Consider the following 12496-nt stretch of genomic DNA (forward strand, 5'->3'; position numbering starts at 1 on the left):
CTTTCTTCATAGCGCTACCTCCGGTAAGTTCTTTTAATTCCTTACCTTCATTATACGCCTTGATCCAACTTGAAAGTTGAGGATGCTGTCGGATTCCGAATCTTACACATATTTCATCTAACGAGCCCTCTCCGGAAAGGTACGCATGAACTGCCTGCAATTTCAATTCTTTTGAGTAGCGTTTATTTGTCTTAGGGGACAGTAAACTTTCTGGTCCGTCTGTCTTATAGATCCTAATCCAATCCTGAACACTCCGCTTATTTACACCGAACATTTTTGCGGCACCTTTTTGGCTAAGTTCTCCGTTCAGGTACTTTTCTACGATTTCTACCTTTTTAACTGCATCAATTTTACTTTTTCTGGACATAAAATACCCCAAGTAGGTTTTTATATTTTTGTGTCCTACTTGAGGGTATCATATCATAGCATGTGGTTATTACTTTTTCTACAGCAGATGTGCACGGATCTCTTCTCCGCTCATTGCAGACAGATAGGCCGGTGCGATATCAAATACGGTCTTGCATCCGGATACGCCTTCACCTGCCAGTCTCTTGGCTGCTCTTGCGTATGCTACCAGAATGCTGGATGTGAATTCCGGATTGGAATCCAGCTTCAGTCTGTATTCGATGATGTGCTTGTTTGTTCCATCTCCGGTTGCACCACTGCGGATCACGAATCCACCGTGTGGAATTCCTTTATGGTTTTTGTCCAGTTCTTCCTGTGAAATAAAGTGAACCGTTGTATCATAATCTGCAAAGTAGTTCGGCATTGTTACAATATCATGTTCGATCTGCTTCAGATCTGCGCCTTCTTTTGCTACCACATAGCATTCTCTGGTATGCTTCTGTCTGGTAGTCAGTTCCGGATTCTCTCCATTACGAACTGATTCTACTGCGGCCTCTACCGGTACCGTATACTGTCTTGCATCCTGTACGCCTTCCACACGTCTGATGGCATCAGAATGTCCCTGGCTCACACCGCGTCCCCAGAATGTGTAATCCTTTCCTTCTGGAAGAATCACATTGCCATAAAGACGATTCAATGAAAACATTCCCGGATCCCAGCCTACTGAGATAATTCCCACATGTCCGCTTTCTTTTGCAGCTGCATCTACATTTGCAAAATGCTCCGGAATTCTTGCATGAGTGTCAAAGCTGTCTACCACATTGAACATTTTTACCACTTCCGGAGTCTGCTTTGGCAGATCGGTTGCACTTCCACCGCATACGATGCAGACATCAATGTCATCCTTATGATCTGCCAGTTCGCTGACTGGATATACTTTTCCGCCTTCTGTAGTGATCTTTACTGTAGACGGATCACGTCTTGTAAAGACTCCGGCCATCTCACAGTCCGGATTCTGCTTAATCGCAGCTTCTACACCGCGTCCGATATTTCCATAGCCAATGATACCAATTCTTACTTTGCTCATATCCCTAAATCTCCTTTTTATCCAATCTAAAAGCCGAAAATTGTCCAGTTTTCGGCTTTTCTGTCCTCTTTACGGGATTTATCATATCACAATCACATGCGTCATGCAAATTAAGAAAATGTGTGGCTGTGATTCATTTTATTCATTACGCTGTCAGTTGATCAGAATCTCTTTTTCGGAATAAGGCTCCGTATCGCCCACTTCGATTGCCTGAGCATAGCTTACTTGTTCCCTTTTACGTTTTTTCGATACTGAAGATAAAAGTTTTTCCTGTTTGGGCAACGCATGATTCCGTCTTCCCCGATTGGAAAATTTACTGCACAAAATGGATCTTCATGGTATTTCTTGTCATTAATGGAATAAAACAATCCATATCTGAGCGATACTGATTTACATCAACAACAGCAATATATTCATCTGCAACACCGACCTGTACATTATAAGCTGGAAGCAACTGGTCATTTCCCATGTAGTCTGTCTTGATTCGCATAAAAGTGGCTGAATGATCTGTTTTCGAGTAGCTGTTGCGATCTTCTCCACAGATTTTGATTTTTTCCACATATTCTTCCAACTTAGCAGCATACTCTTTGAGTTTCTCATAATGACGTTGTTGTGTAGTTTCCTCAAAGAGTGTAGTGATCTTACCAAAGAGACGGCATCTGGATTTTTCGGTTGCTTTTTTCCATACCCAGGAGTATTTATTCGCATTTGCTTCAAACTTGGATCCATCAATGTATAGATGTTGAAGATCCACATGCTCTGTCTCGAATATTTTTTTGTTTATATCTTGAAATATTTCTTCAATGGAATCAGCAAGTACTTCGTTGATGAAGTAGCCGAAAGTACGGTAAGAAGGTGCTTGATGATCCATAAGATACATGAAGCGGAGATTGATTTTACACTGATCCTCCAGTTCACGCAATGATATATAGCCATTCGCCATAAATCCAAACAAAACTGTTTTCAGCATGCTGACCGGGTCATACCTGAGTCTTCCTGTATAATGTTGAGGAATATTTTTCAGATATTTCTCCAGTTCGATTTCTCCCATAAATCTGTCAAAAGTCAGCACTGGATCACAGATGTCCAAATAATCTTGAATTAGCATTGGCAAAACTGCCTGTTTTGAGTTAGAATAGATTATGTTATTAATTTTCATTGCAAGTTGATTATAACAGAAAGAAAGACCTTGAGTTCATTATAAACTCTTGGTCTTTCTTTTTTTCGGGACTATTCTTTTTTCACAGTCCCTTTTTCAGTTTTCTAATACGCTCTTCCTCTAATTAACGTTTCCAGATCCATCGTTGTGTCAAAATAAGTTTCTTCAATATACTGCACTTTTTCTACTTCTTCCCCATTTTCCAGACGTTTGATCGTCTCCGCAAGCTTTGGTCCCTGAAGCGGATTGCATTCAAAGTCTGCATTGATTTCTCCCGCCTGCATAGCCTCCAGTGCTGCCCGAACTGCATCAAAGGAGATCATAATCATATCTCCTCCCGGACCACAGCTCCTGCCGGCATCCTGTATTGCATCTATGGCGCCAAATGTCATATTATCATTTTCACTGATTACCACATCAATGTCATCATATTTCTTCAGAAGCGTTTCCATAGATTCCCGTCCCTTGGCCTGCGTAAAATCACCGTCAAGCTGTTCCAGTATTTTCCAGTTCTCATGCTGACCTGCTATTTCTGTAAATCCTTTCGTACGGCCGATCTGTGCAGATGCCCCTTCCGTTCCCAGCAGCATGACAATCTGAATATCCTCATCTTCTCTTCCCTGTTTTTCCAGATAGTCCTCCAGCCAGTAGCCGGCATTGCGCCCTTCTGCCACCATATCCGTCACCACACTGGTGACGTACAGACTATCATCGTCCACTTCCACATCGCGATCGACCAGAATCACGGGAATTTCCGCCTCTTTTGCATTCTGCAGCACATTATCCCAACCACTCATAACAATTGGATCCAGAACGATATAATCTACCTCCTGAAGAATAAAATTTCGTATCGCCTTTATCTGATTTTCCTGCTTCTGCTGCGCATTATCAAAAATCATATAAAATCCATTCTCAGCAGTCAGAGACTCTTTAATGGAATTCGTCTGCGCAATTCTCCAGTCTGATTCTGCCCCTACCTGGGATACTCCCACGACTATCAGGTTCTCATCAATCTCTGTTTCCGTCTGACTGATTGCTGATGTATAAGCTGTTTCCCTTTGCCGTTCCTCTGTCACCTGGCATCCGCTTAATAATATTGCGCTTCCAAGTATCATTCCCCCTGCTGCTATTTGTCTGTTCATGAATCCTCCGAAAAAAAGGGACCTGTTGTCAGGCCCCTTTTGATATGTCTTATTTTTTACTTTCTTTGATCTTAGCGAAAATACTCTGCAGAATAATGAAGAAACAAAGCAGTATCGCTGTTACGATATTCGCCCAGGAACTGATCAGTTTACCGTTCGCCTTTACCAGTGCGGAAATGGTACCGTTGATCAACACTCCAAAGAGTGATCCGATGATATTTCCCACACCGCCTGTCAGAAGTGTTCCACCGATGACAGCTGAGGAAATGGCATCCATTTCCAGTCCGGTTGCCTGTGTAGTGGTTCCTGCCATAGTATTCAGGCAGAAGCAGATTCCGCCGATAGATGTCAGGAAACTGGATAACATATAGGTCTTCAGTTTTGTCTTCTTTACATCAAGTCCCATCAGGGTTGCAGACTGCTGATTTCCGCCAATTGCATAAATGCTGCGGCCGAATTTAGTATACTTCAGCATCAGATAAATTGCAACTACTACAATCAATGCCACAATTACCGTGATACGGATATAAGGAAGCACCAGTACACCCTTTTTATTTACAGCTCCACCAAATGGAAACTGAATCTTGAAGTTGGACAGTGCCGTAAAGATCTTGTCAGATACAATACTTACCTGTTCCTTACAGATCACTGCTGTCATACCACGGGCAAAGAACAATCCCGCCATGGTAACGATGAATGGCTGAATGTCCAGATAAGCGATACAGAAGCCCTGTACGAATCCAAACACGATACCGATGGCCAGAATGAACAGCATCAGTACCGGGCTGCTCCAGTGCCAGCGTTCAATACCAACTGCCAGGATCATACAGTCCATGGCAATCAGGGAACCAACCGAAATATCAATACCACCGGTCAGCATTACACAGGTCATACCGGCAGTCACACAGATCAGACCGGCATTGTTAATCAGAATGTTCATAAAGTTCTGTACTTTTGTAAAACCTTTGCCTGCATAGACTCCGCATCCAGCCAGGTACATTACGAAAAACAGTACGATTGTAATCAGGAGCAGCAAATTGTTACTGCTGATTTTTGATTTCTTCATCTTATGCTGCCTCCTTTGCCTGTGTTCTTTTTGCTGTCAGTTTCTTCATATAAGCCTTAAATGGCTCAGCCTGAATAACTACGATCAGGATAACTACGATAGCTTTAAATACCGGTGCCTGTGCAGAGGACACACCCAGTGCATACAGAGTTGTGGTAATTGCCTGAATAGTGTAAGCTCCGATAATAGAACCTGCCAGGTTGAATTTACCACCGCCAAGGCTGTTACCGCCAAGAGCTACGGAAAGGATGGCATCCATTTCCATGTTCAGACCAATGTTATTGGTATCTGCGGAATAGATACGTGATGTTGCCACCATACCTGCAAGACCTGCACACAGACCACAGATGATGTAGGTCAGCAGAATAATCTTGGAAGAGTTAAATCCGGCAATTCTGGATGCTTTTTTATTGATACCAACACTCTGGATATAAGTTCCCAGAGCAGTAAACTTCAGTACACATGCTGCAATGGCAATGCAGATTGCTGCAACAATGATTGGTGTCGGGATAATTCCTGTGTATGCACCAAGTTTCTGGAAAGAAGGTACACGTACGTATACGATCTGGCTGTTGCAGAGCAGAAGTCCTATTGCACGTCCCGCCGACCATAGGATCAACGTGGCAACCATCGGCTGAATATTCAGATACGCTACCAGCAGACCATTGAACAGACCACAGATGGTAGTGACTGCCAGACCGCCAAGGATACCAACCAGAAGCGGATGTGCATAATTGGAAACATTGACATTACCGTAGCCAGCCAGGATCATACAGCAGACCCCTGCATACAGACTCATGACAGATCCAACGGAAATATCCGTTCCTGCGGAAGAAGATACAACCAGTGTCATACCGATTGCCAGAATGGCAATCTCACTGCCTCGGTTCAGTACATCGATCAGACGTCCATATAAAACGCCATTCTTAATGGTAATTACGAAGAACTGTAATGGCATATTGCCACATGCGATATCGTAAATCACGTTGATGAGCATGACTAAAATCATACTGAAGATCGGCAGGAACAAGCGCTTCTGTGTCAGTTTTTTCAGACTACTCATTCTTATCACCTCCTGCAATTGCTTTCATGACATTCATCTGGTTCATGTCACATTCATCAATTTCTCCAACCTTGGCACCGTCACGAAGAACCGCCATACGGTTGCAGGTACGAAGCATCTCTTCGATCTCGGAAGAAATGAAGATCAGACTCTTACCTTCATCTGCCAGCTGGCGAACCAGCTTCTGAATCTCAGTCTTCGTTCCGATATCAATACCACGGGTCGGCTCATCCAGAATCAGGAAATCCGGATTGGTAGCCAGCCAACGAGCCAGAATAACCTTCTGCTGATTACCACCGGAGAGCTGTTTGATCAGAGTCTCGCGGCTTGCACACTTGATCTGAAGAAGATCTATGTATTTATCAGTAATCTCAATCTGTTTTGCCATCGGAATACGTTTCATGATTCCTGCCTTAGCCTGAATGGCAAGAATAATATTCTCTCTAATAGAAAGATCTCCGATAATACCTTCTGCTTTACGGTCATCCGGGAGAAGTCCCATACCAAGCTTCATGGCATCAATTGGCTGTTTGATCTTTACTTCTTTTCCTTTTACTTTCAGAGTACCGGTCTGTGCTCTGTCAGCTCCGTAGATAGCACGGGCCAGCTCGCTTCGTCCAGATCCCAGAAGACCTGTCAGACCGATTACCTCACCTTTGTGGATCTCCAGATCGAATGGCTTGATGGTTCCTGCATGGCTGATACCTTTCGCTTCAATGACCATCGGCTCTTTTCTCTTATCTCCTGTATTTTCCGGCTTAATAGCTGCCAGATCATCAAAGTCTTTACCCATCATTGCTGCTACCAGCTTTACTCTAGGTAAATCTGCAATCTCATATTCTCCAACCAGAGTACCGTTTCGCAATACGGTGATACCGTCACAGACAGCATATACCTGCTCCAGGAAATGGGTTACGAAGATAATCGCTACTCCTTTTGCCTTCAGGTTCCGCATCATGGTGAACAGCTTTTCTACCTCATTTTCATCCAGTGAAGATGTCGGTTCATCCAGAATCAGTACTTTGCTATCCATATCTACAGCACGGGCAATCGCAATCATCTGCTGCAATGCCAGTGAATATTCTTCAAGATTCCTTGTTACATCTACGTCCAGATCCAGTTCTTTCATCAAAGTCGCTGCACGTTTGTTCATTTCTTTTCGGTTTACCGTTCCGATTTTGGTCAGAGGTTCACGTCCGATGTAAAGATTTTCCGCTACGGAAAGGTTCGGACAAAGGTTGACCTCCTGATATACAGTGGAAATACCCTTGTTCTGGGCATCCATCGTGTCTTTATTTACAATCTGCTGTCCATCGAGGAAGATTTCACCTTTCTGGAACTTATTGACACCGGTCAGACATTTGATCAGTGTTGATTTACCGGCACCATTTTCACCCATCAGTGCCCGGATTTCTCCTTTTTTCAGCGTGAAACCTACATCTTCCAGAGCTTTGACTCCAGGGAACTCCATGCAGATTCCTTTCATTTTTAATACTACGTCTGCTTCCAAAGTTTCTCCTCCCTTCGCTGTCTGTGTACATGGCACACAGTTTTGCCGGGTTATATTTTATTCATCATCAAACAATAAGAGGGAGAAACACCCTTTCGGGAATTTCTCCCTCCTGCTTATTTGGCTAATTGATTGCGAAAGTAACGCTAATTTACCTGATAAACAAGTGGATTAGTATGCACGACCTGCCAGGATATCTTCTGTCATTGTTGTTGCATATTCGCTTTCGATACCAGGAGCTACGAATGCAGAGTCTTCTACCAGAGTAGTCTTGTCATAGTCTTCTCCAGCTTCCATCTTCTGGATTACACCAGCAACAACTTCTGCCTGAATTGGGTTACATTCAACATCACAGTTGATCTTGCCATCCAGTGTGTACTGAAGTCCATCATGTGTAGCATCGAAAGAAATCAGAGTAACATCTCCGTCAACACCATATGTAATACCTGCTGCATCCATTGCATCCATTGCACCGTATGCTTCGTTATCGTTCTGGCAAACAACTACGTTGAACTTTCCTTCATAAGATTTGATGAAGGATTCCATAACTTCCTGTCCACCATCCTGTGTAAAGTCACCAGACTGAGAATCAAGAATTGTCCATTCATCATGATCTGCTGCCACCTGATTGAATCCATCTGTACGTCCAAGTGCTGCAGAAGCTCCAACAGAACCTTCGATTACAAGGATGTTTGCTTCTTTGCCATCCATGTATTCAGCCAGCCAGTTACCTGCTGTGATACCTTCATTTGTGGTGTTTGTTCCTACCCATGCATCATACAGATCTTCAGATGCTTCGATTTCACGGTCAGCGATGATAACAGGGATTCCTGCATCCTGTGCTTCCTGAAGTACGGTATCCCATCCTGCAGACTGGATTGGAGCGATTACGATGTAATCCAGTTCCTGGTTGATGAAGTTACGAACTGCTTCGATCTGAGCTGCGTTATCGTTGTCACAGTCTACGAAAGAAAGTTCATATCCGTTTTCTTCTGAGAATACATCCTGATAGTTCTGTGTGTTAGCGGTACGCCAGTCAGATTCATGACCAACCTGAGCATATCCAACTTTGATCAGTTCGTCTGAAGCAGATGCTCCGATTGCCATAGAAGCTGCAACTGCACTACAAGCTACCACACCGATAATTTTTTTGTTCATTTTTACCATCCTCCTGATTTTTCACGAACTATTTAGTCCTTATTGACTATGTCTGTATTCTATCGCTTTTTTCTTTTGTTGAATACAGATAGAATTTTGAAAACAGTTCGTTTTTTTTGCTACATTTTTCAGTCAAGCATAAAAAAGTATATTTTTTTTGGAAAATGGTTATTTTTTTATTGCCGGTATCTCTACTCTGGCTTCCGTCCCCTCTCCATAGGTACTGGACAGCCAGATTCCATACTGAGGGCCATAGTTCAGCCTGATTCTCTGTACTACATTATATAGTCCAAATCCTGACGGATCAGCATTGTGTTCATCCAGATGTTCACTGTTCATTTCACGCTGAACTTCTGCCAGTCTCTCCGGTATCATTCCCATGCCATTGTCTGTTACCAGAAATACCAGATAACCGGAATCGATATGACCGGACACCCTGATTCTTCCCATACCACGTTTATTCTTAATTCCATGGTACAGGGCATTTTCCACCAAAGGCTGTAAGGTCAGCTTCAGGATCTGATATTCATGCATCTCTTTTGGAATATCAATCTCATATTCCAGGATATCCTGATAACGAAACTGCTGAATCTGCAGATAACTGCGGATATGGGATTCTTCTTCTTCTACGGTAATATAATCCCGCCCTTTGCTTAACGTTGTGCGGAAGAAATCCGACAAAGCCGTCACCATCATGATCACCTGTTCTTTTTCCCCCGCCTCAGCCAGCCAGATAATGGCATCCAGTGTATTATAAAGAAAATGTGGATTGATCTGTGCCTGGAGGAGCTTTTGCTCTGTTGTCCGCAGATTGAGCTGTTCAATCTGAATATCTTCCACCAGATTGCCGATTCGTTCCACCATCTGGTTGAAGCCTTCTGCCAGTTCCTCCAGTTCCTCATCCCCGTCCTGCATATCAGCCTGGACAGAGAAATCTCCATGTCCTGCTTTTCGTGTCACCATGCGCAGCTGATCAATTCCACTGGTCAGGTTGTGACTGATTTTCCGGCTCAATAACAGTGTCGTGATCAGAATAATGCAAATTATCATGATCGTTATGACGATCGCAGTCGTTACATCTTTGCGGATGCCCTCTCTCAGAGATTCCAGATCACTGGCTTCATGATAGATATACTCCTGAATCTGTTCCTGAATCAGTTCTGTCTGCACCCGGATATCCAGATCCAGACGTTCCAGATTGCGGTCATAATTGCCGGTAACGGTAGCATCCTGGCGGATCTCATCTACACTTGTCTCCAGCGACTGCAGTGATTTGAGAATACGCTGGAGATTGTTCCTGGCATAAGACGCACCAGCCGAATCATACAGTTCTTTAAAATCTTCTCTGGCCTGCCCGATCAGCTGTTGAGGTGCATCGATATCAACCAGCTCCTCTGCCCGTTCTGAATTGACCACAATGATATACATAGTGTAATCTACCTGTTCTTTCAAATCCAGATTGTATGCATTGGCTGTCGTGATATTCTGAACCGTCTCATCATATCGCTCTGAAAAGCGATACAACATAATAACCAGATACATGGCAATGACCAGAAGAGGGATAAAACAAACTGCTACCAGTACGTTCAGGCGACTGTTCAGTGATGTTTTTCTCTTTTCCATATTGTTTCCATACTCCTGCTACTTTCGGTTACGGTACTCTTTTGGGCTGCAGCCCACCACCTTCTTAAAAATATAGCTAAAATAGTGGGAGTCTTTATATCCAACTTCATATCCGATCTCTGCTGTCCGCATGTTAGAACACATCAGTAGTTCTTTTGCCTTTTCCAGACGTACATGGGTCAGATACTCCACAAACGTCTGCCCCATTTCACTGCTGAAAATCGTACTGAAATAGCTGGGACTAATATTCACCTGTGCCGCTACCGTATTCAGTGACATCTCATCATGCTTATAGTTTTCATCGATAAAGGCTTTGGCATCCTCCAGCAGCTTACTGTATTTCTTCTTGGAATGACTGTCTCGAAGCTGCATGGTCTCAGTGAACAGATTTCCGATCTGGTAACGCAAATTCTCTGCATCCTCCGCCATTTCCACAATCTGATTAATATCCCTGCATTCCTCTGGAAGATTTTCAATATCCATCTCCAGATTTCCAAGAAAATCTGATGCGCAGAAAAACAAATCCATCACCACATACTGACGGTACAGCAGAGATTTGCAGTTCTGTTCCCCGATATTCTGAAACAGTTCATCCAGAAAACTGTCTACTTCTTCTGTGGTTCCGTTTTTTAAGAATCTCTCTACCAGCTCATGTTCCCGCTTTTTCGACAACATTTTACTGACATCAATTTTTCCATCCTGTTCCGTCTGCACCTTCACCCTCTCTGCACTGTCTGCGATCTGATTGGCATCCAGGAAAAAACGGCTGGAAAATGCTCGTGCAGCTTCTTTATAAGAAGTCTGGATGTCACCAATTCGGTGTACCACATTGCCAATTCCACCAAAATACTCAACCTTCGGATAACCTTCTACCAGTTCCAGCAGTTCTTTTCTGGTCTCCAGATAGGTGCTTTGCACTTCTTCTTCGGATTCTCCCTTGATCAGAAACGCCCATCCCTCCGGACTTCTGTCAAAACTCAACACACGCTCCCAGCTTCCTGCCAGATCATTGACCTTCTCCGAAGCACGGTTCAGTTTCTCGGAACATCCTGTGGAATCTCCTTCCTGCATCAGCTTAAACAGAAATACCCGATAGGCTGATGCGGTAAAATCGATTCCCAGGCGCTGTCCTTTTTCCAGCAGTTCAATAGTGGATAATCGGTTGGATGCCAGTGCTCCCCATAATTTGTGTTTTTCCTGAAGGATATTTTCCTCCATCTCTTTTTCATATCGTTTGATCAGACGGGCATTATCCTGCTCTTTTTCGATCATATCTGCCACTTTTTTTACTGCTTCCAGAAGCTTTGCTGAACTGATCGGCTTCAGCAGATAATCGGTCACACCGATATTGATAGCCGTCTTGGCATAGTCAAATTCATTATATCCACTTAAAATAATGATCTTGATCTGTGGCAGTTCTTTTTTTACCAGTCTGCTAAGTTCAAGACCATCCATAAATGGCATACGGATATCTGTGATCAGAATATCCGGCTTTTCCTTCTTTATAAGCGGATAGGCCAGCTCTCCGTCGCTGGCCTCTCCTGCAAATTCAAATCCTTCCTGCTCCCACGGAATATTGTTCTTGATTCCGTTTCGCATTACCACTTCATCTTCTACTAAAAAAACCTTCAACATGTACTGTTACTTACCTCTGTCCATAATATGCGTTGGCACCATGCTTGCGATAATAATGCTTATCCTGAAGTTCCTGCGGTGCCGGCTGAATTCTCGGATTGATCTGTTCTGCACGGGCTGCCATCTTGGCTACCTCTTCCAGAACGACTGCATTGTGTACTGCTTCGTGTCCGTCCTTTCCCCAGGTGAATGGTCCATGGTTCTTGCACAGGACTGCCGGAACAGCTTCGTAATCACGATCTTTGAATACATCTACGATCAGAAGGCCGGTATTTTTCTCGTACTCATCAAATTCATGTCCGGTCAGACATCTTGCACACGGGATCTCACCGTACATATAATCTGCATGGGTGGTTCCGTAGCATGGAATGGATCTTCCTGCCTGCGCCCAGCTGGTAGCCCATGGAGAATGAGTATGTACCACACCGCCAATCTTTGGGAATGCCTTATACAATTCCAGATGGGTGGCAGTATCTGAAGATGGGTTATATCTTCCTTCTACTTTATTGCCATTTAAGTCCATCAGTACCATATCATCCGGTGTCAGCCTGTCATAATCCACACCGCTTGGTTTGATAGCGAAAATACCATTTTCCCGGTCAATTTCACTTACATTTCCCCAGGTAAATGTAACCAGTCCGTATTTTGGGAGAAGCATATTTGCTTCATATACCCGTTTTTTTAATTCTTCTAACATAGTCTGTATTC

At 43.6% G+C, this 12496-nt stretch carries 10 protein-coding genes and 1 pseudogene; all 11 read right to left on the reverse strand.

The window, feature by feature from the left end:
- Positions 1–367: helix-turn-helix domain-containing protein (locus tag OCV47_RS13005; RefSeq protein WP_262655503.1), on the reverse strand; the 367-nt coding region annotated here is incomplete at its 3' end.
- A gap of 78 nt (positions 368–445) precedes the next feature.
- On the reverse strand, positions 446–1432 hold the full coding sequence (locus OCV47_RS13010; RefSeq protein ID WP_262655504.1) for a diaminopimelate dehydrogenase: 987 nt from the start codon (positions 1430–1432) through the stop codon (positions 446–448).
- Between the two features lie 427 nt (positions 1433–1859).
- A pseudogene (locus OCV47_RS13015) lies at positions 1860–2591 on the reverse strand (transposase); the annotation flags it as partial.
- Between the two features lie 104 nt (positions 2592–2695).
- Positions 2696–3733, reverse strand: coding sequence for an ABC transporter substrate-binding protein (locus tag OCV47_RS13020; RefSeq protein ID WP_262655507.1), 1038 nt, complete (start codon positions 3731–3733; stop codon positions 2696–2698).
- A 49-nt stretch (positions 3734–3782) separates the two neighbouring features.
- Positions 3783–4799, reverse strand: a complete 1017-nt coding sequence (locus OCV47_RS13025; RefSeq protein WP_117448413.1) for an ABC transporter permease subunit — start codon at positions 4797–4799, stop codon at positions 3783–3785.
- Position 4800: 1 nt separating this feature from the next.
- Positions 4801–5862 carry an ABC transporter permease gene (locus OCV47_RS13030; protein ID WP_117448412.1) on the reverse strand — a complete coding sequence of 354 codons (1062 nt, stop codon included), beginning with the start codon at positions 5860–5862 and terminating at the stop codon, positions 4801–4803.
- The gene (locus OCV47_RS13035; RefSeq protein WP_262655509.1) at positions 5855–7372 is read right to left on the reverse strand and encodes a sugar ABC transporter ATP-binding protein; all 1518 of its coding nucleotides are present in this window, start codon (positions 7370–7372) and stop codon (positions 5855–5857) included. Before OCV47_RS13035 ends, OCV47_RS13030 begins: the two co-directional genes overlap by 8 nt.
- Before the next feature lie 171 nt (positions 7373–7543).
- Positions 7544–8530 (reverse strand): ABC transporter substrate-binding protein, encoded by a 987-nt coding sequence (locus OCV47_RS13040; protein WP_262655510.1) that lies wholly within the window; start codon positions 8528–8530, stop codon positions 7544–7546.
- Positions 8531–8698: 168 nt separating this feature from the next.
- Positions 8699–10153, reverse strand: a complete 1455-nt coding sequence (locus tag OCV47_RS13045; RefSeq protein WP_262655511.1) for a sensor histidine kinase — start codon at positions 10151–10153, stop codon at positions 8699–8701.
- An 18-nt stretch (positions 10154–10171) separates the two neighbouring features.
- Entirely contained in the window at positions 10172–11788 is a 1617-nt protein-coding gene (locus tag OCV47_RS13050) for a response regulator (RefSeq protein WP_262655512.1), read from the reverse strand.
- A 10-nt stretch (positions 11789–11798) separates the two neighbouring features.
- Positions 11799–12485 carry an L-ribulose-5-phosphate 4-epimerase gene (locus tag OCV47_RS13055; RefSeq protein WP_262655513.1) on the reverse strand — a complete coding sequence of 229 codons (687 nt, stop codon included), beginning with the start codon at positions 12483–12485 and terminating at the stop codon, positions 11799–11801.
- Between the last annotated feature and the right edge of the window lie 11 nt (positions 12486–12496).

It is taken from the genome of Muricoprocola aceti (assembly GCF_025567005.1).
Lineage (GTDB): Bacteria > Bacillota > Clostridia > Lachnospirales > Lachnospiraceae > Marvinbryantia > Marvinbryantia aceti.

Bases quoted from the DNA above. Each gene is read 5' to 3' on its own strand.
- OCV47_RS13010 (WP_262655504.1), bottom strand. From the start codon at position 1,432: ATGAGCAAAGTAAGAATTGGTATCATTGGCTATGGAAATATCGGACGC.
- OCV47_RS13020 (WP_262655507.1), bottom strand. From the start codon at position 3,733: ATGAACAGACAAATAGCAGCAGGGGGAATGATACTTGGAAGCGCAATA.
- OCV47_RS13025 (WP_117448413.1), bottom strand. From the start codon at position 4,799: ATGAAGAAATCAAAAATCAGCAGTAACAATTTGCTGCTCCTGATTACA.
- OCV47_RS13030 (WP_117448412.1), bottom strand. From the start codon at position 5,862: ATGAGTAGTCTGAAAAAACTGACACAGAAGCGCTTGTTCCTGCCGATC.
- OCV47_RS13040 (WP_262655510.1), bottom strand. From the start codon at position 8,530: ATGAACAAAAAAATTATCGGTGTGGTAGCTTGTAGTGCAGTTGCAGCT.
- OCV47_RS13045 (WP_262655511.1), bottom strand. From the start codon at position 10,153: ATGGAAAAGAGAAAAACATCACTGAACAGTCGCCTGAACGTACTGGTA.
- OCV47_RS13050 (WP_262655512.1), bottom strand. From the start codon at position 11,788: ATGTTGAAGGTTTTTTTAGTAGAAGATGAAGTGGTAATGCGAAACGGA.
- OCV47_RS13055 (WP_262655513.1), bottom strand. From the start codon at position 12,485: ATGTTAGAAGAATTAAAAAAACGGGTATATGAAGCAAATATGCTTCTC.